Raw genomic sequence first — 22,712 nt, 5'->3', positions numbered from 1 at the left:
ACGGGCGAGGGGCGGTCAGGCCTTGATGAAGCCGGCCTCCCGCAGCCACGCGATCGCGACGTCCGCCGGGTCCTCGCCGTCGACGTCGACCCGGGCGTTGAGGTCGATGAGCACGTCGTCGGTGAGCTTTTCGACGACCGGCGCGAAGAGCTCCTTGACCGCCGGGTGCTCCTCGACGACCGCCTGGGTGAGCACGGGCGCGACGTTGTACTTCGGGAAGAAGGCCTTGTCGTCCTCGAGCACGGTCAGGTCGAGCGCCTTGATCCGACCGTCGGTCGTGAAGACCTCGCCGAAGGTGCACGTGCCCTCGTCGGTGGCCTGGTAGATCGCCCCGGTGTCGAGCACCTTGACGTTCTTCGCGGGGAAGTCGCTGCCGCGCTTCAGCCCGTACTTCTCGAGCATCGGGTCGAAGCCGTCGTTGCGGTTGTTGAACTCGGACTCGACGCAGAAGGTCAGCTCGGCCTTGGGCACCTTCGCCAGCTCGGAGAGCTTGGTGATGCCGAGCTTCTTGATCGTCTCGGTCGGCCCGGCGAAGCCGTAGGTGTTGTTCATCGGCGCCGGGTCGAGCCAGACGAGCTGGTGCTCCTCGAGATCGCGGTCGCGGACGGCTTCGTACTGCTTGCGCTCGTCGGGGATCGGGGTGGTCTCGCCGAGGTAGGCGATCCACGCGGTGCCCGTGTACTCCCACTGCATCTGGACCTGGTCCTCGATCATCGCCTGGCGGGCGCTGGACGAGCCGGGGATGTTGGTCAGGTCGGCCGCGTCGGCGCCGGCCGCGCGCAGCAGGATGACGGCCATCTTGCCCAGGATGAGCTGCTCGGTGAAGTTCTTCGACCCCACCCCGATCGAGGCACCCGACAGGTCGACGTCGGCGATCGGCCCGGCAGCCTCCCCGGAGGGCACGAAGCCGCCGCTCGTGCCCAGACCGCATCCGGCGAGGGCGAGGCCGAGCGTGCCGGCTCCGCCCAGGAGCAGGGTGCGTCGGGTCAGCTCGGCCGAAGGGAGGGCACGTCGCGTCGTCATGAGGTCCCCTTGGGAGTGAGGACGAGCTCGAGCACCCGGCCCGCCCAGTCGATGAGCAGCGCGACGACCGCGATGATCACGGCGCCGCTGACGAGGATGGGGTAGCGGAAGAGCGTGATGCCGGTGACGATGAGCGCGCCCAGCCCGCCGGCGTTGACGAACGTCGCGAAGCTCGCCGCACCGACGACGAGCACGAGCGCGGTGCGCACACCGGCCATGATCACCGGCATGGCGAGCGGCAGCTCGACCCGGCGCAGGACGTCGACGGGGGACATGCCCATGCCGCGCGCGGCCTCGACGAGGGTCTGGTCGACCTGCTGGAGGCCGACGATCGTGTTGCGCAGCACCGGCAGGAAGCCGTAGATCGCCAGCGAGATGACGGCGGTGCGCACGCCGAAGCCGAGCCACATCGCCAGGAGCACGATGAGGCCGATGACCGGCGCGGCCTGACCGGCGTTGGCGACCGCCGTGATCGGCCCGGAGAAGCGGCGGGCCGGGCCGCGCGTGAGCAGGATGCCGATGGGGATCGCGGTGACGAGCACGACGGCGGTCGTGATGAGGGTGAGCGTGATGTGCTCGCGGGTCAGCGTGAGGATCGTGCCCCACGCGAGCTGACGGGCCTCGATGTCGTCGAGGTCGGCGGTCTGCCGCCAGATCGCCCAGCCGCCGAGGATCGCCGCGCAGAGCAGCGGCAGGCCGACGAGCAGCCCGATCGTCGTGCGGCGGTCCTCGACACCGGTGTCGGCGGTCGAAGGGGAAGTCCTCACCTCGGTCATGACGTGGCCTCCTGCGCATCCGGGTCGGACGCGGCGCGGATGTGGTCGGTGACCGCCTCGAAGGTCACGACGCCGAGGAACTCGTCGCGGCGGCCGGTGACGAGGACGCCGCCGTGAGTGCTCGCGAGCATCGAGTCGAGGGCGTCGTTGATCGTCGAGCGCCGGTCGATCACCGAGATGTCCTCCTCGGTGTGGTCGGGCAGACGAGGCATCCGGGCGGCCTCCTTGAGGCTGTACCACCCGACCGGGCGACGTCGGGAGTCGAGCACGATGACGTCGTTCTGGCCGCCGGCGCGGGCGGCCTCGGCGGCGGCCTTGCCGTCGTCACCGACCGTGGCGAGGACCGGGCTCTGCAGCTCGAGCTCGTCGACGCGCGAGAGGCTCAGCTGCTTGAGCGAGGACCCAGCCCCGATGAAGTCCTCGACGAACTCGTCGGCGGGGTTGGCCAGGAGGGTGGTCGGGGTGTCGTACTGGGCGATCTGGGCGCCCTCGCGCAGCAGGAGGATCCGGTCGCCGAGCTTGACCGCCTCGTCGATGTCGTGGGTGACGCAGACGATCGTCTTCTGCAGCTCCTCCTGGATGCTCATCAGCTCGTCCTGGAGCCGCTGCCGGGTGATCGGGTCGACCGCGCCGAAGGGCTCGTCCATGAGCAGCACCGGCGGGTCGGCCGCGAGGCCGCGGGCGACGCCGACGCGCTGTTGCTGCCCGCCGGAGAGCTCCTTGGGGTAGCGGTCGCGGTAGCGCTTGGGGTCGAGGCCGACGAGCTCGAGCAGGTCGTCGACACGCTCGCTGATGCGGCGCTTGTCCCACTTGAGCAGGCCCGGGACGAGGGCGATGTTGTCGCCGACCGTCATGTGGGGGAAGAGCGAGCCGCCCTGGATGACGTAGCCGATGGTGCGGCGCAGCTCGGTCGCATTCTTGCTGCGGATGTCCTCGCCGTCGATGGTGATCGTCCCCGAGGTCGGCTCGTGGAGGCGGTTGATCATCTTCAGCGTCGTCGTCTTGCCGCAGCCCGAGGGGCCGATGAACATGACGATCTCGCCGGCCGGCACGGTGAGGGACAGCCCGTCGACGGCCGGCACCTTTTGCCCGGAGTAGGTCTTGGTGACGTTGTCGAAGACGATCTCGGCGCCGCTCACCTCCCGGTCGGCTGCGGGGTGCTCGGGTGCGGGCTGCTGGTCTGCGGTGGTGGACATCAGGCGCGGATCCCCTTCGAGGTGGTGAGTCGGCTGACGAGCAGCAGGGCGGCGTCGAGGAGCAAGGCGAGGACGACCACCCCGAGGGTCCCGACGAGGGCGTAGTTGAGGGCATTGGCCCCGCCGATCTGGGCGAGCCCGGTGAAGATGTAGGGGCCGAGGCCAGGCCCGAGGGCGTAGGCGGCGATCGCGGCGACGCCCATCGACATCTGGGCGGACACCCGCAGGCCGGCCATGATCACCGGCCAGGCCATCGGCAGCTGCACCCGTAGGAAGCGGGCCGTCGAACCCATGCCCATCCCCTTCGCCGACTCGAGCAGGGTCGGGCTGACGCCCGAAAGGCCGACGACGGCATTGCGCAGGATCGGCAGGGTCGCGTAGAAGGTCACCGCTATCACCGAGGGCAGCGCGCCGATGCCGACGAGGGGCAGGAGGAGGCCGAGCAGGGCGAAGGAGGGGATCGTCAGGCCGATGGCACTGAGCATGTTGGCCGCGGGCTTCAGCTGCGGCACCCGGGTGACGAGCACCGCGAGCGCGATGGCGATGATCGTCGCGAGGAGGACTGACTGAGCCACCAGCGAGAGGTGCTGGAAGGACCGGAAGAGGATGTCCTGCCACTTGTCTGCGACGAAATCACCCACGGGCATCCTCTCCTCGACCCCGGCTCTCGGGACCAGTCGTCCACTCAACCCCGCGGGGGAGCCGGACCCGCCGCTCAGCCGTCCATCGCGACCGACTTGTGACCTTTGCGCAGCACCTGCTCGGCACCGGACTCGCGTGTCGGCACGGTGCCTTAGGGTCGACGACGTGACGGATCGCGGATACTTCATCGCCTTCGAGGGGGGCGACGGCGCCGGCAAGTCGACGCAGGTCAGGCACCTCGTCGAGGCCCTCGAGGCGGCGGGCCGCGAGGTCGTCGTCACCCGCCAGCCGGGGGGCACCGCCCTCGGTGCCGCGCTGCGCGACCTCGTCCTCCACGGCGAGGCGATCACGCCCCGGGCGGAGGCTTTGGTCTTCGCCGCCGACAAGGCCCAGCACGTCGAGGAGGTCATCCTCCCTTCGCTCGCCCGCGGAGCGGTCGTCGTCACCGACCGCTACACCGACTCCTCCGTCGCCTACCAGGGCGCCGGCCGCTCCCTCGGGGCGCAGGAGGTCGCCGACCTGCAGTCCTGGGCCGTCGGTGGACTCACCCCCGACCTCACCGTCCTCGTCGACGTCGACCCGGCCACCGGGCGCCGCCGCCGCGGCGGCACCCACGACCGGATGGAGTCCGAGGCCGACGCCTTCCACACGGCGGTGCGTGAGCACTTCCTCGCGATGGCCGAGGCCGCGCCCGAGCGCTACCTCGTCGTCGACGGGGCCGCGCACGCGCTGGCCGTCGCCGACCGCGTCCGCTCCCGCCTGCAGCGCGAGGGCGTCCTGTGACCGCCGTGGCGGGTGAGGGGCCGGCCCCGATCTGGCGCGACGTCGTCGGCCAGGCCGAGACGGTGACGACGCTGACCCGGGCGGTCGCCGACCCGGCCGCCATGACCCACGCCTGGCTCTTCACCGGGCCGCCGGGGTCCGGGCGGTCGACGGCAGCGCGGGCCTTCGCCGGGGCGCTGCTGTGCCCGAGCGGTGGCTGCGGCGAGTGTCGTGAGTGCCGCACCGCGCTCGACGGGACGCACGCCGACGTCGACGTCCTCGCGACCGAGGCCCTGTCCATCGGCGTCGCCGTGACGCGCGACCTCGTCCAGCTCGCCGGCCGCTCGCCGAGCGTCGGGCGCTACCGGATCATCCTCGTCGAGGACGCCGACCGGCTGACCGAGCAGTCGGGCAATGCCCTGCTCAAGGCACTCGAGGAGCCCACGCCGCGCACCGTCTGGCTGCTCTGCGCGCCGAGCCTCGAGGACGTGCTCATCACCGTCCGCTCGCGCTCGCGGCACGTTCGGCTGCGCACCCCGCCCGTGCCCGAGGTCGCCCAGCTGCTCCACCGCCGCGACGGCATCGACATCGGCATGGCGACCTATGCCGCCCGGGCCGCGCAGAGCCACATCGGCCTGGCCAAGCGGCTGGCGACCGACGAGGGCGCGCGCATCCGCCGCCGCGACACCATCGCCATGGCCGGCCGCATCCGGGGTGTGTCCGACGCGGTGGGCGCCGCCGCCGACCTGCTGCAGATCGCCGAGCAGGAGCGCGACCGCACGCTCGAGGCCCGCGCCGCGGCGGAGAAGGAACGTCTCCTCGAGACCCTCGGTGCCGACCCGAGCGCGCGGACCCAGCCACCGCACGTCCGGGCTCAGGTGACCGCCCTCGAGCGTGAGCACAAGACGCGCGCCACCCGCTTCACCCGCGACATGGTCGACCGGGCGCTCGTCGACCTGCTCTCGGTCTACCGCGACGCGCTCGTGCTGCACGCGGGCTCGCCCGTCGCCCTGGTCAACGAGGACGCCCGACCGGTCGTCGAGGAGGTCGCGCGGGCCTTCGGCGGCGAGGGGCTGCTCGGCGCGATGGAGGCCATCGCGACCGCCCGCGAGCGGATCGCCGCCAACGTCGCGCCGCTGCTGGCGCTCGAGGCGATGGCGGTCTCGCTGCAGCTGCCGTCGCGCTGATCGACATCAGGCGACAGGTAGCGTCTGCGCCATGAGTCGTGCCCGTCGCACCGTCCGTGTTCTGGCCGCCGCGGCGGCGCTGCTCCTGCCGGTGGCCGGCTGCTCGCTGCTCGAGCCCGACACCCAGCCCACCGGGCTCGGCCCCGGCAACACCGCGCCGCCGGCGGGGACCACGGGGCTCGAGCGCTTCTACGCGCAGGACCTCGAGTGGGGCGGCTGCCAGGGCAGCGACGGCGAGTGCGCCACGCTCGAGGTTCCGATGGACTACGAGCAGCCCGACGGCCAGACCATCGAGATCGCCGTCCTGCGAGTCCAGGCGAAGGGGGAGGCCGCGGGCTCGCTCGTCGTCAACCCCGGTGGCCCGGGCGGCTCCGGCGTGGACTACGCGGCGGCGGCGGACTTCATCGTCAGCGACCAGATCCGGCGCCACTTCGACGTCGTGGGCTTCGACCCGCGGGGCGTGGGGCGCTCGCACCCGGTCGACTGCCTGAGCGATGCCGACATGGACGATTACCTGGCCAAGGACCCGACGCCCGACACCCCGGAGGAAAAGTCGGCGGGGGAGCGCGCGCAGAAGGAGTTCGCCGACGGGTGCAAGGACAAGACGGGCGAGCTGCTCGGTCACGTCTCCACCGCCGACGCCGCGCGCGACATGGACGTGCTGCGGGCCGCCCTCGGCGACGGCAAGCTGACCTACCTCGGCAAGTCCTACGGCACCTACCTCGGCGCGACCTATGCCGACCTCTTCCCCGACCGTTCCGGGCGCATGGTCCTCGACGGAGTGCTGCCTCCCGACGCGACCTCCGAGGAGGTCGCGATCGGTCAGGCCAAGGGCTTCGACACCGCGACCCGGGCGTGGGCGCAGGACTGTGTCGATGACGACTGCCCGCTCGGCTCGAGCGTCGACGAGGTCGTCGAGCACGTGCAGAGCCAGCTCGAGGAGCTTGACGAGCAGCCGCTGCCCGCCAGCGCGGGCATCGAGCTCACCGAGGGTTGGGCGACGTGGGGCATCGCGCAGGCGATGTACGACCAGGGCATGTGGTCGCAGCTGACCGACGCACTCGTCGCCGCGGACGACGGTGACGGGGGCCCGCTCAGCGAGCTCGGCCGCGCCTATGCCGGCCGCGACTCCGGCGGGACCTACCAGAACAACATGCTCGAGGCCCTGCCGGCCGTCTCCTGCCTCGACACCCCGGACGGCCCCGGCGATCCCGACGACCTCGTCGCCCGCGCCGAGAAGGAGGCCCCGATCTGGGGCCGCGCGCTCGCCTCGGAGTCACCTTGTGCCCAGTGGCCGATCGACCCCACCAACACGCCGCACGAGGTCGACGCCGAGGGGGCCGACCCGATCCTCGTCGTCGGCACGACCCGCGACCCCGCCACGCCCTACGAGTGGGCGCAGCGCCTGCACGAGCAGCTCGCCGACTCCGCCCTGATCACCCACGAGGGCGACGGGCACACCGCCTACATGCGCCAGAACTCCTGCGTCGACGAGGCGGTCGACGAGTTCTGGCTCACCGGCACGACGCCCGACGGTGGCGAGCTGACCTGCGAGGAGTGAGCGTCAGGACGTGACGGTGACCGTGTCGCGCCAGCTGGGGATCCAGGCGCCGGAGCTGGTGTCCTTGCCGCTCAGCAGGACCTCGTACTCACCCGGCGGGGCCCAGCTGCCGTCGGCGAGACGGCCTTTCCACGTCATCGTGAGGTCGGTGTCGCCGGTCCGGGTGCTCGACCGGTCGGAGATGACCCCGTGCTTGTCGCTGGAGATGCGCACGCGCCAGGTGACGTCGCCGGTCGTGCGCACCTGGAGCGCCGACCCGCCCGTGCCGTAGGCGACCCGACGCGGGCTCGTGCTCGGCGTGTAGAAGGCGGTGCCCTGCCGGGCCCGGGCGTCGGTGCGGATCTCGGGCAGACGTGCCGTGAAGTACTGGCCGGGGCAGGTCGTCTGGCCGACGGAGCGGTGGCCGACGACGGTGGGGAGCCACTCGCCGCCGATCGTCGCCTTGGCCGTCGGGTCGACGTGGTGGCGGGCGAGCTTCCACGCCATGAGCCGCTCGATGCTCGTCGTCATGGCGTCGGGCGCCGCGGTCTGGTCGTAGTCGCCCATCGCCGAGATGCCGAAGGTCTGGCTGTTGACGCCCTGGGCGTGGGCGCCGACGACGGCCTTGTCGACGCCGCCGGCGCGGCCCTCCCACAGTCGCCCGAAGCGGTCGACGAGGACGTTGTAGCCGATGTCGTTCCACCCGCGGCCGTTGACGTGGAACTCGTAGATGCCGCGCATGATCGCCGGCACCTCCTCGCGGGAGTAGCCGTTGACCCCCGCGGTGTGGTGCAGGACCGCGCCGCGCACCTCGCCGTAGTCGGGGTCGCCCTTGCGGATCGACTCGTCGGCACCCCACTCGGCCCGGCTGTGGATCGTCGGCCGCTTCTGGGGGTTGGTCTCGTCCGCCGTGGAGAGGGAGGTGGCGTCGCTGCCGGCGGTGGCGTCGGCGGTCGAGGTGCCCGGGTCGATGACGTCGACCTCGAGGCCCTGAGGGCGGGCGCCGGCCGACTCCACGCGCACCTGGATGCCGTCGGAGGGCGCGGTGACGAGCGGCTGGGTGCCGCCCTGGGCGGCGGCCGCCTCGGCGGTGCCGGCGTCGGGTCCCCCTTCGGCCTCGAGCAGGCTCCAGCCAGACCACCGGCCGGTCTGCGCGTCGCGGGTGCGGACGAAGGCCTCGACGTCGATTCGCGAGCCGTCCCACGTCAGGCCGGCGACGCGGAAGTCCTGCGTGGCGATGGTGTCGGTCATGCCGACGACCCGGTCGCCGGAGCGGCCGGCCGAGGGCACCTTCGGGGCCTTCGACAGCGCGGCCCGGTCGACGCCGGGGACGGGGATCGAGTCGCGTTGTGCCGCAACCGGGCTGGGCGCGGCGCTGCCGCCTGACGCCGGGATGACGGTGACCAGGGACGTGGCCAGGGCGGTGATGGTCAGGCGGGAGAGAGCACGACGAAGGGAGCTCACGTGGACACCTCGCAGGGGGTTTGGGTCCGATGGGCCCGGCCCACGCTAGCTGCGGGTGGACGGCCCTGCAGGGTGAGCCGGATCCCTTGCGACACAAGGGGTGTGCCCCCTTCGCCCGTGCCGCAGCATCTCGAGATCAGGCGAAGGGGGAGCCTGGGTACGACTACTCCGTGAGGGCGGGTGGGGCCGGGGCCACAATGCGGAGGTGACCACTCCACGACAGCACCTGAAGAACGCCGCCGGCTTCGTGCTGGTCTGGGCCGTGGCCAAGCTGGCGCACCGGGTGCGTTTCCGCACCGCCGGTGCCGTCCCTCGTCGAGGGCCGGTGATCCTCGTGGCCAACCACCTGACGATGTCCGACCCGCTGGCCGTGGCGCGGGTGACGATCGGCCACCGGCGCTTCCCGCACTTCCTCGCGATGAAGGAGGTCTTCGGCTGGCCCGTGGTGGGCGCGCTCGCCCGGGTCACCGGCCAGATCCCCGTCGCACGCGGCTCGGCCGCGGCGGCCGATGCCCTCGACGCGGCGTCGGAGCGGCTCGAGCAGGGGCAGCTCGTCGCGCTCTACCCGGAGGGGCGCCTCACGACCGAGCCCGACAAGATGCCCGGGCCCGCCCGTACGGGAGCCGCCCGGCTCGCCCTTCGTCATCCCGAGGCGCCGGTCATCCCGGTCGGGACGTGGGGTCCGCAGCAGGGCCACCGCCACCTGTGGCACCGCCACACGGCCTGCCTGTCGGTCGGCGACCCTGTGGACCTGTCGCCGTGGGCCGGGCGGACCGACGATGCCGCCGCCCGCGAAGTCACCGACGCGATCATGGCCGCGATCCGCGAGGAGATCGGGCACGCCCGGCAGATGTGGGAGTCCCGCTGACCCTCGCGGCATGTCGCGCGGCAGTTCGGTGGCCAAGCTGTCTGGAAGGCCCGGAAACTCACGGGTTTCGCTCTGGTCAGGCAGCGAACTGCAGCCCGACACGCCAACGACAGCAGGCCCCCGACCGGGGTCGGGGACCTGCTGGTGTGGCCGCGCGTCATCGCGGTCCCGGGGTCGCCTGACGGCGTTGATGCCGCCCGGCTGCCCGGAGAAGGGGGACCAGGTGACACCAACGACACCAGGTGACACCAACGACGCCGGGCTCCCAGCCCGGCACCCCTGCGCTGTCGAGAGGTGGGGTACCAGAGGGGTACCAGCGCGCGAGCAGTCGTGACCGGACGGGCCCCGGAAATGACGAAAACCCCCGATTTCTCGAGGGTTTCGTGTGGAGCCGCCTGTCGGAATCGAACCGACGACCTTCTCATTACGAGTGAGACGCTCTAGCCGACTGAGCTAAGGCGGCATGCGCCCGTGGACGCGAGGCACGAGTATACGGATGAGTGCCCGTGGCGCGTAATCGGGTCGACGGCCGCTGCGCGCACCTCAGAGGTCGAAGTGCTCCTCGAGGTCCTCGGTGGTCGTGTTGCTCCCCGTCGACGGCGGAACGACGCCGGCTGTGGGCACCCGCTCAGCCGGGTTGCCCGTCGGGTGGGCTTCCAGCCGCACGAACGCCGTGCGGACGTGCGGCTGCTCCCGGTAGGTCCGGGCGACCGCCTCGAGGACGGACCCGAGAGCGGCGGCGACGGCCGTGCGGTCGGCGCCCTGCAGGGTCAGCACCCCGCTGATCGTCGTGCCCGCCGAGGCCGAGTCCTGGTACTGGACCCGGCCGTCGACGTACACCGGCAGGGCGCTGACGGCGGACTGCAGCGCCTCCTGGACCGCTCTTGCGTCGCTGCGTCGGCCGCACGCCCCGACCGACAGGGCGAGCCCGCCCAGCAGGACCGCCCGACGAGGGGTGCGCATCAGCCCGCGAGGGCCTCGTCGCGCCGGGCGCCGATCCGCTCGAGGACCACGTCGGCGACGACCTCCGGGTGGGTCTCCATGAGCCAGTGGCCGGCCTCGAGGGGCCGGATGATCGCCAGCCCGGGCTGGTCGCCGGCGCGACGGCGCAGCTGCTCGACCGTGCGTTGGGTCGCGACCTCGCCGAAGGCGGGGTCCTTCGTCCCCCAGACGTAGGCGGTCGGGATGACCCGACGGTGCACGCTGCGGCGGGGACCCCCCTTCGACCGGCGCTTGCGCCACATGAGGGTGGGGGAGAGGGCGGCCCGGTACCAGGCGAAGGTCCCCTCGGCGGCTCCCGGGGTCTTCAGCCGGCGGGCGTCGTGGGCGGCGCGCTCTCGGGGCATGCCGATCCGCTCGAGGACCTGCTGGGCGAAGAGCCGGAAGAAGAGGACCGGCAGCACCGGCAGGGCGAAGAGGGCCATGTACCAGGAGTGCTTGAGCTGGTCACCGGATCGCATGCCGGCGGCCATCCCGGCGGGGCTCGGCGTGGACAGCACGGTGAGGGTCTCGACGCGGTCGGGCTCGCGGGCGGCGATCGCCCAGGCCAGCGCCCCGCCCCAGTCGTGGCCGACGACGTGCGCCCGTTCCGCGCCGACCTCGTCGAGGAGCGCGGTCACGTCGCCGACGATCTCGGTGATGACGTAGTCGAGGTGGTTGCCCGGGCGGGCGCCGGGGGAGTAGCCGCGCAGGTCGGGCGCGAGGACCCGCAGCCCGGCCTCGGCCAGCCGCGGCGCCACCGAGTGCCACGACGTACGGTCCTGCGGCCAGCCGTGCAGCAGGACGACGACGTCACCCTCCTGCGGGCCGAGGTCGTCGAGGTCGAAGGTCAGTCCGTCGCGGGAGTAGTAGCGCACGGGGCCAACGTAGTTGACGTACCGGCGGGGTGGTCTCGAGGCTCGCTGGCGCTCGCACCTCGACCCACGTGGTTGACCGGGGAAGATGGGCAGGTGCCAGGGCCGCGCTTCGTCTTCCACCACGAGTGGGTGCTCGACGCTCCGCGGGACGCGGTCGTCGCGGCGCTCGCCGACATCGAGGGCTACCCGCGGTGGTGGCCACAGATCCGCTCGCTCGAGCGGATCGACCAGACGTCCGGCCGCGGGCGGATCCGCAGCGCCCTGCCCTTGACCCTGCACCTGGTCCTCACCCGCGAGATCGAGGACCGCGAAGGGGGCCACCTGCGGGTGCGCCTCGACGGTGACCTTGCGGGGTGGGCCGGGTGGACGATCGGCAGCGACCCGCGGGGCGGGACGAGCGCGGTCTTCGACCAAGACGTGAGGGTCGCCGCCCGGTGGTCCCGGGCGGCGACCCTCTCGCCTGCGGTGCTGCGGGCCAACCACGCGTGGATGATGCGGCAGGGCCGCCGCGGGTTGGCGCGCGAGATCACTCGTCGTCGCTGAGCGGCTTGTCCTTCGTCGCGAGCTCCTCGTGGGCGCGCGCGGAAGCGGCCTCGATGTCCTCCGGCGAGTGGGAGGCGTCGGGGTGGGCCTGCGAGTGGGCCGAGGTCGGCATCGTCCAGCGGGCGGTGCTCATGCCGGCGGCCTTGGCGCGCTCGATGGCCTCGGTGACGGTGCGCTCCGCCTCCTCGCGGCCGACCCAGTGGGCACCCTCGACGGACTTGCCGGGCTCGAGGTCCTTGTAGGTCTCGAAGAAGTGCTGGATCTCCAGGCGCCAGAACTCGCTGATGTCCTCGAGCTCCTTGATGCCCTCCTTGCGTGGGTCGCCGGCCGGGACGCACAGGACCTTGTCGTCGCCGCCGGCCTCGTCGCGCATGTGGAACATGCCGATCGGCCGCGCCCGCACGAGGCAGCCGGGCCAGGTCGGCTCGTCGAGCAGCACCAGCGCGTCGAGCGGGTCGCCGTCCTCGCCGAGGCTGTCCTCGACGTAGCCGTAGTCGCTCGGGTAGGCCATGGAGGTGAAGAGCATGCGGTCGAGGCGGATGCGACCGGTCTCGTGGTCGACCTCGTACTTGTTCTTCTGGCCCTTCGGGATCTCGATGGTGACGTCGAACTCCACAGTCGTACCTCTTGTCTGTGACGGGTGAACTATTCTCGGGCCCAGTGTTCCACCACCACCGCCAATTCACCGCAGGGGGCCGCGCGTGCGCCGCACTCTGATCGCCGTGACCTCTGTCGCAGCCCTCGCCGTCGGCTACGGCTTCGCCGACGCCCACGACCGCGTCCCGGGCGTCCTCACCATCGACGAGGCGGTCGCCGAGCAGGCCCCCGAGTACCAGCCGGCCGAGTCGGTCCTGCCCGCCGCGTCGACCACGGCACCGGTCCCGACCGAGCAGGGGCTGGCCCGTGAGCTGCGTGGTGACGTCGGGGCCTCCGCCCTCGGGCCGCGCGTCGGCGTCGTCGTCCGCGACGCGCTCACCGGCGACACCCTGTGGGCCCAGGACGAGGACCGCGCGCAGACGCCCGCCTCGACGGCCAAGCTCCTCACGGCGGCCGCGGTCGCCGAGCGCACCGACCTGACGACGACGATGAAGACCACGGTCGTGCAGGGCGAGGGCGACGAGCTGGTCCTCGTCGCCTCCGGCGACACGATGCTGGCCAAGGGTGCCGGTGACCCGACCGCGGTCGAGGGCCGGGCGGGCCTGGCCGACCTCGCCGAGGAGGTGGCCGCCTCGCTGCAGACGAAGGGAGGGACGCGCTACTCCCTTCGCCTCGACGCGACGTACGCGGCGGGGCAGCGCTACGCGCCGGGCTGGTCCATGGCCGACGTCGCCGCCGGCTACACGCAGGGCGTGTCGATGGTCGGGCTCGCCGGCGACCGGCCCGAGCCCTTCAAGCCCTCACCCAAGGTGCCCGAGCGCAAGGTCCTGTCGGCCCTCGCCGCCCAGCTGAAGAAGGCGGGCGTCTCCGTCAGCGTCGACGACTCCTCCAGCACCTGGCGCACCCCGGCGCCCCAGGGGGCCGAGGAGCTCGGGTCCGTCGAGTCGGCCCCGCTCGGCGACGTCCTCGCGCTCGCCCTCGACCACTCCGACAACGCCCTCACCGAAAACGTCGCGCGCCAGGCCGCGGTCGCCGACGGCGCCGGGGCGAGCTTCGCCGAGGTGACCCGCTGGGTCCGCACGACGCTGGAGGACGCCGGGGTCGACATGACCGGGGCCAAGCTCAGGGACAACAGCGGCCTCAGCTCGGGCCAGGTCGTGCCTGCGCGGGTGATCTCCGATGTCATGCAGCTGGGCATCACCGGCAGCGCCACGAGCATGACCCGGGTGCTGTCCGACCTGCCGATCGCGGGCCTCACCGGCACGCTCCACGACCGCTTCCTCGTCGAGGAGTCCCGTGGGGCCGCCGGCATCGCCCGCGCCAAGACCGGCACCCTCACCGGCACCTCCGCCCTCGCCGGGACGACGACGACCGCCGACGGCCGGCTGCTCACCTATGTGCTGGTCGCCGACCGGGTGCCCTCGACGACGGGCACGCTCGGCGCCCGCGCGGCCCTCGACGAGGTCGTCGCCGACCTCACCGACTGCGGCTGCCGCTGACTCGACGTGGACCGGCTCCGTAGGGTGGCACCGTGACCAACTACGTGGACTGGAAGTTCGCCACCTCCGCGGGCACGCGGCTCGTGCCGCCCGGCCCCGACGTCAGCCCCGAGGAGGCGGTCGAGGCCGTCGAGGAGATCCGGGCGCTGGCGGGGCAGGCCGTCGAGCCGGTCGCCGCGACCTCCCGGCTGCGCGCTCCCGGTGACGCGCCCGCTCCGCTCGTCATCGATCGCCGCACGTGGATCGAGGTCAACGCCGCGTCGATGTCGGGCATGCTCGACCCTGCCTTCGAGGCCGCGTCGCGTCGCAAGACCAAGGAGCCCTCCGCGGCCGCCCAGGCCGTCGGCTCCAAGATCACCGGGGCCGAGGCCGGCGGAATGCTCGCCTTCCTCTCGACCAAGGTGCTGGGCCAGTACGACCTGGCGCCCGAGGGAGACCCGGCGCTGCTCCTCGTCGCGCCCAACATCGTCGCGACAGAGCGCGACATCGACGCCGTGCCCCGCGACTTCCGCCTGTGGGTCTGCCTCCACGAGGAGACCCACCGGGTGCAGTTCACCGCGGTGCCGTGGCTGCGCGACCACCTCGTTACCAGCGCCCGCAGCCTCGCCGGCGACCTCATGCCCGACTCCGAGGCCCTGCGCACCCGCCTCGAGCAGGTGACCACCCAGCTGCCGCGGGTCTTCTCCGGCGACAGCCAGGGCCTGGCCGAGCTCGTCATCACGCCCGAGCAGCGCGAGCGGATGGCCCAGGTCACCGCCGTGATGTCGCTGCTCGAGGGCCACGCCGACGTCGTCATGGACGACGTCGGCCCCGAGCACGTCCCGACCGTGGCGACGATCCGGGCCCGCTTCACCAAGCGCCGCAAGGGCGCCGGTGCCGTCGACCGTCTGCTGCGTCGCCTCCTCGGCCTCGAGGCCAAGATGCGTCAGTACCGCGACGGCGCCACCTTTGTCCGCACGGTCCAGGACGCCGTCGGCGTCGACGGCTTCAACGCCGTGTGGACCTCGCCCGAGACGCTGCCCACCGCACGCGAGATCACCGAACCCGCCGCCTGGGTGCAGCGGGTCCACGGCTGACGTGGGCGCCGGTCACCCCTCCCAGGCCGAGTGCCGAAGGGGGGTCCGCGCGGCTCTCGCGGGGCTGCCCGCGGGCTCGCTGGCGCTCGCCGCGGTGAGCGGGGGAGCCGACTCCCTCGCGCTCGCCGCCGCTCTGGCGGCCGAGGCGCCGGCGCACGACGTCACCGCGGGCGCGATCATCGTCGACCACCAGCTGCAGGAGGAGTCCGCCGACGTCGCGCTCCTCGCGGCCCAGCACTGCGCCGACCTCGGGCTCGGGCCGGTCGCCGTGGTCCCGACACTCGTCACCGCGAGCGGCAAGGGCCTCGAGGCGGCCGCGCGCGAGGCGCGCTACGCGGCTCTCGCCGAGACCGCGGCCGCGATGGGTGAGGACCACCCCGCCCACCTCGTGCTCCTCGGGCACACCCGCGACGACCAGGCCGAGCAGGTGCTGCTCGGGCTCGCCCGCGGCTCCGGTGCGCGGTCCCTGGCCGGCATGGCCGTGCTCGTGGTCCGGGAGGGGACTCCCTTCGCCCGGCCGCTGCTGCACCTGCCGCGCGCCACGACCCGGCAGGCCTGTCAGGAGTGGGGCCTCACGCCGTGGGAGGACCCGATGAACTCCGACCGCGCCTACGCCCGGGTGCGCGCGCGGCAGGCGCTCGCCGACCTCGAGGGCGACCTCGGGCCCGGCATCGCCGAGGCGCTGGTCCGCAGCGCCGACCTGCTGCGCGACGACGCCGACCTGCTCGACGACCTCGCTGAGCGGGCCACGCCCGACGACGACCCGGCCGGGGTGCCGGTGGGGGAGCTCGCGGAGCTGGCCCCCGCCCTTCGCTCCCGGGTCTGGCGGCGCCTGCTGCTGCGCTCCGGGGCGCCGGCAGGAGACCTGACGGCCGGTCACGTCGCCGCCTGCGACCGGCTCGTCACCGACTGGCACGGCCAGGGACCACTCCACCTGCCCGGCGACCAGAGGGTGCGCCGAGACCGCGACCGGGTGCACATCGCACGTGCACCTGGTGGACAATGAGAGCCGCCCGACCCGAGCAAGGAGAGCTGTGGACTCCAAGGACATCAAGGACGACCTCGTCGAGGTGCTCCTCACCGAAGAGCAGATCCAGACCCGACTCGGCAAGCTCGCCGCCGAGGTGTGGGAGTACTACCAGGACAAGGACGTGCTCCTCGTCGGCGTGCTCAAGGGCGCGGTCATGGTCATGGCCGACTTCATGCGCCACCTGCCCGGCTCCGCCCCGATGGACTGGATGGCGGTCAGCTCCTACGGCTCCGGCACCAAGTCCTCGGGCGTCGTGCGCATCCTCAAGGACCTCGACGCCGACATCACCGACAAGCACGTGCTCATCGTCGAGGACATCATCGACTCCGGCCTGACGCTGTCGTGGATCCGCGCCAACCTCGAGTCCCGCTCGCCGGCCTCCGTCGAGATCCTCACCCTGCTGCGCAAGCCCGACGCCGCCAAGGTCGAGATCGACACCCGCTGGGTCGGCTTCGACATCGCCAACGAGTTCGTCGTCGGCTACGGCCTCGACTTCGCCGAGGGCTACCGCAACCTGCGCGACGTCGCGACGCTCGCGCCGCACGTCTACTCGTAGCGGGGCGCGGGGTCTCGAGGCTCGTCGCTGCGCTCCTCGCACCTCGACCACCGATGCGTCGCTGCGCTCCTCGCACCTCGACCACCGATGTGTCGCTGCGCTCCTCGCAGCTCGACCACCGATGTGTCGCTGCGCTCCTCGAAGCTCGACCACCGGGAGGGGCCGGGAACACCGGGGGATGGGTGGTCGTTGGCCAGATAGCCGCTGGTGGGCGGCGGTCAGGTAGTTTCGTCCTGATTGCCCCGGCCCTGCCGGTGGCCGCCACGTCGTCGAGTCAGGAAGTCCGGGAAGCCCCCGTACCCGTATGAACGCCAAGAAGATCTTCCGTGCCCCCGCCTTCTGGGCGCTGCTGCTCATCGCAGTCTTCGTCCTGATGTTCACCACCCGTGGTGGCGGGGACTACGCGCGGGTGGACACCTCCGCCGCCGAAAAGCTCGTCACCGACGGCAAGGTGGACAAGGCCCACTTCACGACCGACAACCTGCTGCAGCTCGACCTCAAGGAGGGCGAGACCTACTCCGACGGCGAGGCGGTCAAGGACGCCGACAAGGTCGAGACCGAGTTCATCGACGCCCGCGCCTCGCACATGCTCGACATCGTCGAGGACAACGTCGACGGCGTGCAGAACGACACCGTCGAGACCCCGAGCGTGTGGTCGAGCCTGCTGCTCTCGCTCCTGCCGCTCCTGCTGCTCGTCGCCCTCTTCTGGTTCATCATCAGCCAGGCCCAGGGCGGCGGCTCCAAGGTCATGCAGTTCGGCAAGTCCAAGGCCAAGCTCGCGACCAAGGACACCCCCAAGGTGACCTTCGCCGACGTCGCCGGTGCCGACGAGGCGGTCGAGGAGCTGCACGAGATCGTCGAGTTCCTGCGCGACTCCGGCAAGTTCCTCGCCGTCGGCGCCAAGATCCCCAAGGGCGTGCTGCTCTACGGCCAGCCCGGTACCGGTAAGACGCTGCTCGCGCGCGCCGTGGCCGGCGAGGCGGGCGTGCCCTTCTACTCGATCTCCGGCTCGGACTTCGTCGAGATGTTCGTCGGTGTCGGTGCCAGCCGGGTGCGCGACCTCTTCGAGCAGGCCAAGGCCAACCAGCCGGCGATCATCTTCGTCGACGAGATCGACGCCGTCGGTCGTCACCGTGGCGCCGGTCTCGGCGGTGGTCACGACGAGCGCGAGCAGACGCTCAACCAGCTGCTCGTCGAGATGGACGGCTTCGACGTCAAGACCAATGTCATCCTCATCGCGGCGACCAACCGCCCCGACATCCTCGACCCGGCGCTGCTGCGCCCGGGCCGCTTCGACCGCCAGATCGCCGTCGAGAATCCCGACATGCTCGGCCGGCACCGCATCCTCGAGGTGCACGCCGCCGGCAAGCCGATGGCTCCCGGTGTCGACCTGCTCGCCGTCGCCCGCCGTACCCCGGGCATGACCGGTGCCGACCTGGCCAACGTGCTCAACGAGGCGGCGCTGCTCACCGCGCGCTCGGACAAGCAGTTCATCGACGACGCGATCCTCGACGAGGCCATCGACCGGGTCATCGCCGGCCCGCAGAAGCGCACCCGGATCATGAGCGCGCAGGAGCGCAAGATCACCGCCTACCACGAGGGCGGGCACGCGCTCGTCGCCGCGGCGATGAACCACACCGACCCGGTCACCAAGATCACGATCCTGCCGCGTGGCCGGGCCCTCGGCTACACGATGGTGCTGCCCGTCGACGACAAGTACTCGACGACCCGCAACGAGATCCTCGACCAGCTCGCCTACGCCCTCGGTGGCCGCGTCGCGGAGGAGATCATCTTCCACGACCCGTCGACCGGTGCGTCCAACGACATCGAGAAGGCGACGTCGATGGCCCGCAAGATGGTCACCGAGTTCGGCATGAGCGAGCGCATCGGCGCGGTCAAGCTCGGCCAGTCCCAGGGCGAGGTCTTCCTCGGCCGCGACATGGGCCACCAGCGCGACTACTCCGAGAACATCGCCGCCATCGTCGACGAGGAGGTGCGCCGCTTCATCGAGGACGCCCACGACGAGGCCTGGCACGCGCTCAACGACAACCGCGACATCCTCGACCGCCTCGTCCTCGAGCTGCTCGAGCACGAGACGCTCAACGCCAAGGAGCTCGCCGAGATCTTCGCCGACGTGCGCAAGCGCCCGGTCCGCCCGACGTGGCTGAGCAGCGAGCACCGCACGATCTCGACGATCCCGCCGGTGCTCACCCCCGCGGAGCAGGAGGCCGTGCGCAAGCGCGAGGCCGAGCAGGGCGCCCCGGTGACGGTGCCCTCGAGCGTCGAGCGCGAGGCAGCGCACGGTGAGGCGAGCCAGGGTGACGCTCGGGTGACCGACGCGATCGACCGGGCGGCCCAGGAGGGCGCGAGCCCCTATGCCGAGGACCCGACGACCGAGATCCGTCAGGCGCCGCCGGCCGACCGCGCGGACGGCGACGGGCCCGCCTGAGCCATGACCGACGTCGACCTGCCGCGCATCGAGGCAGCCGTCCGCGAGATCCTGCTCGCGGTGGGAGAGGACCCCGACCGCGACGGTCTCGTCGACACCCCGGGTCGGGTGGCGCGCGCCTACGCCGAGGTCTTCTCCGGGCTGCACGTGGACCCCGCCGAGCTGCTCGCGACGACCTTCGACATCGACCACGGCGAGCTCGTGATCGTCCGTGACATCCCGCTGTACTCGACCTGCGAGCACCATCTCGTGCCCTTCCACGGCGTCGCCCACGTGGGCTACCTGCCCGGCAGCAGCGGCAAGGTGACCGGCCTGTCGAAGATCGCGCGTCTCGTCGACCTCTTCGCCAAGCGGCCCCAGGTGCAGGAGCGACTCACCACGCAGGTCGCCGACGCACTCGTCGAGCACCTCGACGTCGGTGGCGTCATCGTCGTCGTCGAGGCCGAGCACCTGTGCATGTCGATGCGTGGGGTGCGCAAGCCCGGCGCGACGACCATCACCTCCGCCGTGCGCGGCCAGCTGCGCGACGCGACGACCCGCGCCGAGGCGATGGCTCTGCTCACCGGGGCCGCCCGGTGACCCACCCGGTCCTCGCGCACCTCGCGGCGGCCGCTGACCGGCCGGGCCCGGTCGTCATGGGCGTCGTCAACGTCACGCCCGACTCCTTCAGCGACGGCGGCCGGTGGATCGAGACCGATGCGGCCCTGGCCCACGCCCGGGCACTCGTCGCCGAGGGGGCGCTCGTCGTCGACGTCGGTGGTGAGTCCACCCGCCCCGGCGCGACCCGCCCCTCCCTCGACGAGGAGCTGCGCCGCGTGGTGCCGGTCGTCGAGGCCCTGGCCGCCGAGGGTGTCGTCGTCTCCGTCGACACGATGCGTGCCGAGGTGGCCCGGGAGGCCCTCGCCGTCGGTGGCGCGATCATCAACGACGTGAGCGGCGGACTGGCCGACCCCCAGATGCCGGCCCTCGTCGCCGAGAGCGGGGCTCCCTTCGTCGTCATGCACTGGCGCGGTCACGCCCACGACATGCAGACGCGGGCGCACTACGACGACGTCGTCGCCGAGGTGTGCGCCGAGCTCCTCGAGCGGGTCGACGTGCTGCTCGCCGCGGGGGCGCAGCGCGGGCAGCTCGTCCTCGATCCCGGCATCGGCTTCGCCAAGACGGCCGAGCACAACTGGGCGCTCCTCGCCGGGCTCGAGCCGGTCGTCGACCTCGGGCTGCCGGTGCTGCTCGGCACCTCGCGCAAGGGATTCCTCGGCAAGGTCGGGCGGGCCGAGGGCGACGAACGCCCCCTCGACGCCCGTGCCGTCGTCACCGCCGCCACGAGCGCCCGTGCCGCCCGCGCCGGGGTGTGGTGCGTGCGGGTCCACGACGTCACCGCGACGGTCGACGCGATCGACGTCGCGGCTGCTCTGGGTGAGGTCCCTTCGAGGCTCGGCCGCGGGCGGCCTCGCACCTCAGGGAGCGAAGGGGATGGGCTCGGCCGCGGACGGCCTCGCACCTCGGGGAGCGACCAGTGAGGGACCGGATCAGCCTGCTCGGAGTGCGCGCCCGCGGCTTCCACGGCGTCCTGCCTGACGAGAAGCGCGACGGGCAGGACTTCGTGGTCGACGTCGTGCTCCACCTCGACCTCGCGCCGGCCGGCGCCAGTGATGACCTCGACCGCACGGTCAGCTACGCCGAGGTCGGTGCCGACGTCGTCGCCCGGATCGAGGGTCCCTCGCTCGACCTCATCGAGTCCCTGGCCGAGCAGATCGCCGGTGACGCGCTCGCACGCCCGGTCGTGCGGGCCGTCGACGTCACCGTCCACAAGCCGTCCGCGCCGGTCGGAGTGCCCTTCGGGGACGTCAGCGTGAGCGTCCACCGTCGTCGCGAGGTGCCGGTCGTCATCGCCCTGGGCGCCAACCTCGGCGACGCCGCCCGCACCCTGCAGGCCGCCGTCGACGACCTCGGCGACGCCGTGCACGGGGTGCGGCGGGCTCCCTTCGTCACGACGGAGCCGGTCGGGGGCCCGGACCAGCCGCGCTACACCAACTCCGTGCTCGTCGCCACGACGTCGTTGTCGCCGGGCAAGCTGCTCGCGCGACTCCATGCCGTCGAGGCCCGGCACGGGCGGGTCCGCGAGGTCCGGTGGGGCGCGCGCACGCTCGACCTCGACCTCGTGCAGTACGGCGACCCCCGCGACGGCAGCGACGTCGTGAGCGATGCTCCCGAGCTGACCCTGCCGCACCCGCGCGCGCACGAGCGGGGCTTCGTCCTGCAGCCGTGGTCGCGCGTCGACCCGGAGGCTGTCCTGCGCGTCGGCGGCGCGACCCGTCGGGTCGCCGACCTGCTCGCCGAGGTCGACACCGACGACATCGAGGACCTGTGATGCTCGACCGCGGACTGCGCCTGCCGACCGTCCTGGGGGTCCTCGCGGTCGCCGGCGTCCTCAGCTGGGGCTTCGGCCGCTGGTGGATCTCCGGTGGCCACTCCCCGCTGCGGGTCGGGTGGTTCACCGGTGTGCTGCTGCTCGGCATGGCCGCCGTCGTCGTCGTGACGGGGCGCCGCATGTGGCGGATGCGCCACGGTCGCGCCCACGTCGGCCCGATCGTCGCCGAGCGGATCCTGCGGCTGGCCCAGGCCAGCGCCATCACGGGCGCCGTCGTCGCCGGTCTCTACCTCGGTCAGGCCCTCGCCCTGGCACCGGACATCGGCTATGCGGGGCGCGGTGAGCTCGCGCTGGCCTGGTCGGTGGCGGGCCTCGGGGCGATCGCCCTCCTCGCCGCCGGCATGGTCGTGCAGTGGTGGTGTCGCGTCGACGACGATGACGACGACGAGTCGGAGAGCTCGACCCTCAGCTGACCATCTGGTCGGCCCACACCACCCAGTTGCCCTCGTAGTGGCCCTGGTTGATCGGGGTCTCCGGGTCACAGGTGATCAGGCGCAGCACAGGGTTGGGGTTGTCCCAGTCCCAGATCGAGTCGTCCTGCGGCACGCCCTTCTTCGAGGCGGGCTCCGACTTGGTGATCTTGAACTTCACGGTCCGACCCGACCCGTAGGTGACGGTGACGACGTCGCCGATCTTGACTCGGGGCAGGTTCCAGAAGACGTCGGGGTTGCTGCCGTGGTTGATGTGGCCGACGAGGATGCTCGCGCCCTGATAGCCCGGTTTGGGCCAGCCCGGCTCGGCGTACCAGCCCGCGGTGCCGAAGGGGGGAGCCAGCACCTTTTCGGAGTCGAGCAGCGTCGCCTCGAGGCTGGCGTCGACGATGTCGCGACCGCCGGAGCGAACCTGCACGCGTGTGGGGCTGCCGGCCGGCGCCTCCACAGAGCCCTGCTCGCTCGAGGGTGAGGCGTCGCTGCGCTGTGCTGCGGAGGAGGGGCTCGACGAGGAGGACGAGGAGCTCGAGCGCTGGCTCGTCGAGGACGAGCTCTCCGGCTGGCGTGAGGGCTCGGTGATCTCGCTCGGCGGGACATAGGTGCCGACCGGCAGCGCGGACGGATCGTCGTCGCGTTGCGTCCACCAGGCACCAGCGGCTGCGCCACCCCCGATGAAGAGCGCCACGGCGGCGGCGATGAGCCACGTCGTGCGCCGGAACTGCTTGCGTTCGCGCCACTTCTGTCGTCGCGTCGGCGGAGTCGTCACACGGTCCTCCCATGTCATGT

23 protein-coding genes and 1 tRNA gene are annotated in these 22,712 nt (G+C 72.3%); 14 read left to right on the top strand and 10 right to left on the bottom strand.

The window, feature by feature from the left end; all coding sequences use genetic code 11:
- Positions 1–15 precede the first annotated feature (15 nt).
- The 4 genes from H7A72_RS13325 to H7A72_RS13310 are packed head-to-tail and all read right to left on the bottom strand — an operon-like array spanning position 16 to position 3,636.
- Complete coding sequence (locus H7A72_RS13325) at positions 16–1,023, bottom strand: glycine betaine ABC transporter substrate-binding protein (protein ID WP_084452573.1); 1,008 nt, start codon at positions 1,021–1,023, stop codon at positions 16–18.
- Positions 1,020–1,799, bottom strand: a complete 780-nt coding sequence (locus H7A72_RS13320; RefSeq protein ID WP_185220836.1) for an ABC transporter permease — start codon at positions 1,797–1,799, stop codon at positions 1,020–1,022. Before H7A72_RS13320 ends, H7A72_RS13325 begins: the two co-directional genes overlap by 4 nt.
- Complete coding sequence (locus H7A72_RS13315) at positions 1,796–2,995, bottom strand: ABC transporter ATP-binding protein (protein ID WP_084452570.1); 1,200 nt, start codon at positions 2,993–2,995, stop codon at positions 1,796–1,798. The genes H7A72_RS13320 and H7A72_RS13315 overlap by 4 nt, the downstream gene beginning before the upstream one ends.
- Positions 2,995–3,636: an ABC transporter permease gene (locus H7A72_RS13310; protein WP_084452568.1), complete on the bottom strand. Its 642-nt coding sequence runs from the start codon at positions 3,634–3,636 to the stop codon at positions 2,995–2,997. Before H7A72_RS13310 ends, H7A72_RS13315 begins: the two co-directional genes overlap by 1 nt.
- A 166-nt stretch (positions 3,637–3,802) precedes the next feature.
- On the opposite strand from H7A72_RS13310, the gene tmk reads away from it, so the two are divergent.
- Genes tmk through H7A72_RS13295 form a run of 3 tightly spaced genes read left to right on the top strand, consistent with a single transcriptional unit; the run spans position 3,803 to position 7,147 of the window.
- Entirely contained in the window at positions 3,803–4,420 is a 618-nt protein-coding gene (gene tmk, locus H7A72_RS13305; protein WP_072625471.1) for a dTMP kinase, read from the top strand.
- A complete protein-coding gene (locus H7A72_RS13300) occupies positions 4,417–5,586 on the top strand; it encodes a DNA polymerase III subunit delta' (RefSeq protein ID WP_223277650.1) in 1,170 nt (389 codons plus the stop codon). The genes tmk and H7A72_RS13300 overlap by 4 nt, the downstream gene beginning before the upstream one ends.
- A gap of 31 nt (positions 5,587–5,617) precedes the next feature.
- Positions 5,618–7,147: an alpha/beta hydrolase gene (locus H7A72_RS13295; protein WP_084452564.1), complete on the top strand. Its 1,530-nt coding sequence runs from the start codon at positions 5,618–5,620 to the stop codon at positions 7,145–7,147.
- Between the two features lie 3 nt (positions 7,148–7,150).
- Here H7A72_RS13295 and H7A72_RS13290 read toward each other — a convergent pair whose 3' ends face one another.
- Positions 7,151–8,590 (bottom strand): peptidoglycan recognition protein, encoded by a 1,440-nt coding sequence (locus H7A72_RS13290; protein WP_185220835.1) that lies wholly within the window; start codon positions 8,588–8,590, stop codon positions 7,151–7,153.
- 205 nt (positions 8,591–8,795) lie between these two features.
- On the opposite strand from H7A72_RS13290, the gene H7A72_RS13285 reads away from it, so the two are divergent.
- Positions 8,796–9,458, top strand: coding sequence for a 1-acyl-sn-glycerol-3-phosphate acyltransferase (locus H7A72_RS13285; RefSeq protein WP_185220834.1), 663 nt, complete (start codon positions 8,796–8,798; stop codon positions 9,456–9,458).
- 386 nt (positions 9,459–9,844) lie between these two features.
- Here H7A72_RS13285 and H7A72_RS13280 read toward each other — a convergent pair.
- The 3 genes from H7A72_RS13280 to H7A72_RS13270 all read right to left on the bottom strand — a co-directional run bounded on the left by H7A72_RS13280 (position 9,845) and on the right by H7A72_RS13270 (position 11,314).
- Positions 9,845–9,921: transfer RNA gene (locus H7A72_RS13280), tRNA-Thr, on the bottom strand.
- An 80-nt stretch (positions 9,922–10,001) separates the two neighbouring features.
- A complete protein-coding gene (locus H7A72_RS13275) occupies positions 10,002–10,421 on the bottom strand; it encodes a hypothetical protein (protein ID WP_185220833.1) in 420 nt (139 codons plus the stop codon).
- The gene (locus tag H7A72_RS13270; RefSeq protein ID WP_185220832.1) at positions 10,421–11,314 is read right to left on the bottom strand and encodes an alpha/beta fold hydrolase; all 894 of its coding nucleotides are present in this window, start codon (positions 11,312–11,314) and stop codon (positions 10,421–10,423) included. Before H7A72_RS13270 ends, H7A72_RS13275 begins: the two co-directional genes overlap by 1 nt.
- Positions 11,315–11,407: 93 nt before the next feature.
- Here H7A72_RS13270 and H7A72_RS13265 point away from each other — a divergent pair, with 93 nt between their 5' ends.
- The gene (locus H7A72_RS13265) at positions 11,408–11,857 is read left to right on the top strand and encodes an SRPBCC family protein (protein WP_084452653.1); all 450 of its coding nucleotides are present in this window, start codon (positions 11,408–11,410) and stop codon (positions 11,855–11,857) included.
- Here H7A72_RS13265 and H7A72_RS13260 read toward each other — a convergent pair.
- Complete coding sequence (locus H7A72_RS13260) at positions 11,841–12,473, bottom strand: inorganic diphosphatase (protein ID WP_084452555.1); 633 nt, start codon at positions 12,471–12,473, stop codon at positions 11,841–11,843. The two genes, H7A72_RS13265 and H7A72_RS13260, sit on opposite strands and share 17 nt — an antisense overlap.
- A 106-nt stretch (positions 12,474–12,579) precedes the next feature.
- Here H7A72_RS13260 and dacB point away from each other — a divergent pair, with 106 nt between their 5' ends.
- From dacB to H7A72_RS13215, 9 genes are all read left to right on the top strand, one after another.
- The gene (gene dacB / locus H7A72_RS13255; RefSeq protein ID WP_185220831.1) at positions 12,580–13,953 is read left to right on the top strand and encodes a D-alanyl-D-alanine carboxypeptidase/D-alanyl-D-alanine-endopeptidase; all 1,374 of its coding nucleotides are present in this window, start codon (positions 12,580–12,582) and stop codon (positions 13,951–13,953) included.
- Between the two features lie 32 nt (positions 13,954–13,985).
- The gene (locus H7A72_RS13250; protein ID WP_185220830.1) at positions 13,986–15,029 is read left to right on the top strand and encodes a zinc-dependent metalloprotease; all 1,044 of its coding nucleotides are present in this window, start codon (positions 13,986–13,988) and stop codon (positions 15,027–15,029) included.
- 1 nt (position 15,030) lies between these two features.
- Positions 15,031–16,035 carry a tRNA lysidine(34) synthetase TilS gene (tilS, locus tag H7A72_RS13245; protein WP_185220829.1) on the top strand — a complete coding sequence of 335 codons (1,005 nt, stop codon included), beginning with the start codon at positions 15,031–15,033 and terminating at the stop codon, positions 16,033–16,035.
- A 28-nt stretch (positions 16,036–16,063) separates the two neighbouring features.
- The gene (gene hpt, locus H7A72_RS13240; protein WP_185220828.1) at positions 16,064–16,615 is read left to right on the top strand and encodes a hypoxanthine phosphoribosyltransferase; all 552 of its coding nucleotides are present in this window, start codon (positions 16,064–16,066) and stop codon (positions 16,613–16,615) included.
- 304 nt (positions 16,616–16,919) lie between these two features.
- The gene (gene ftsH / locus H7A72_RS13235) at positions 16,920–19,064 is read left to right on the top strand and encodes an ATP-dependent zinc metalloprotease FtsH (protein WP_072625459.1); all 2,145 of its coding nucleotides are present in this window, start codon (positions 16,920–16,922) and stop codon (positions 19,062–19,064) included.
- A gap of 3 nt (positions 19,065–19,067) precedes the next feature.
- Entirely contained in the window at positions 19,068–19,643 is a 576-nt protein-coding gene (gene folE, locus H7A72_RS13230) for a GTP cyclohydrolase I FolE (RefSeq protein WP_084452546.1), read from the top strand.
- On the top strand, positions 19,640–20,584 hold the full coding sequence (gene folP / locus H7A72_RS13225) for a dihydropteroate synthase (protein WP_223277649.1): 945 nt from the start codon (positions 19,640–19,642) through the stop codon (positions 20,582–20,584). Before folE ends, folP begins: the two co-directional genes overlap by 4 nt.
- A complete protein-coding gene (gene folK, locus H7A72_RS13220; protein WP_084452544.1) occupies positions 20,581–21,435 on the top strand; it encodes a 2-amino-4-hydroxy-6-hydroxymethyldihydropteridine diphosphokinase in 855 nt (284 codons plus the stop codon). Before folP ends, folK begins: the two co-directional genes overlap by 4 nt.
- Positions 21,435–21,908, top strand: coding sequence for a DUF3180 domain-containing protein (locus tag H7A72_RS13215; protein WP_185220827.1), 474 nt, complete (start codon positions 21,435–21,437; stop codon positions 21,906–21,908). Before folK ends, H7A72_RS13215 begins: the two co-directional genes overlap by 1 nt.
- Here H7A72_RS13215 and H7A72_RS13210 read toward each other — a convergent pair.
- Positions 21,901–22,692: a class F sortase gene (locus tag H7A72_RS13210; RefSeq protein WP_185220826.1), complete on the bottom strand. Its 792-nt coding sequence runs from the start codon at positions 22,690–22,692 to the stop codon at positions 21,901–21,903. The two genes, H7A72_RS13215 and H7A72_RS13210, sit on opposite strands and share 8 nt — an antisense overlap.
- Positions 22,693–22,712 lie beyond the last annotated feature (20 nt).

Origin of the sequence: Janibacter sp. YB324 (genome assembly GCF_014217915.1) — a bacterium.
Classification (GTDB): Bacteria; Actinomycetota; Actinomycetes; order Actinomycetales; family Dermatophilaceae; genus Janibacter; species Janibacter indicus.
The sequence above is the reverse complement of the archived record's forward strand: the minus strand, read 5'-3'. Positions and strand labels throughout refer to the sequence as shown.

Coding starts and splice junctions, on each gene's coding strand:
- H7A72_RS13275 (WP_185220833.1), bottom strand. CDS start 10,421: ATGCGCACCCCTCGTCGGGCGGTCCTGCTGGGCGGGCTCGCCCTGTCG.
- H7A72_RS13215 (WP_185220827.1), top strand. CDS start 21,435: ATGCTCGACCGCGGACTGCGCCTGCCGACCGTCCTGGGGGTCCTCGCG.
- folE (WP_084452546.1), top strand. CDS start 19,068: ATGACCGACGTCGACCTGCCGCGCATCGAGGCAGCCGTCCGCGAGATC.
- ftsH (WP_072625459.1), top strand. CDS start 16,920: ATGAACGCCAAGAAGATCTTCCGTGCCCCCGCCTTCTGGGCGCTGCTG.
- H7A72_RS13320 (WP_185220836.1), bottom strand. CDS start 1,799: ATGACCGAGGTGAGGACTTCCCCTTCGACCGCCGACACCGGTGTCGAG.
- H7A72_RS13325 (WP_084452573.1), bottom strand. CDS start 1,023: ATGACGACGCGACGTGCCCTCCCTTCGGCCGAGCTGACCCGACGCACC.
- H7A72_RS13295 (WP_084452564.1), top strand. CDS start 5,618: ATGAGTCGTGCCCGTCGCACCGTCCGTGTTCTGGCCGCCGCGGCGGCG.
- H7A72_RS13315 (WP_084452570.1), bottom strand. CDS start 2,995: ATGTCCACCACCGCAGACCAGCAGCCCGCACCCGAGCACCCCGCAGCC.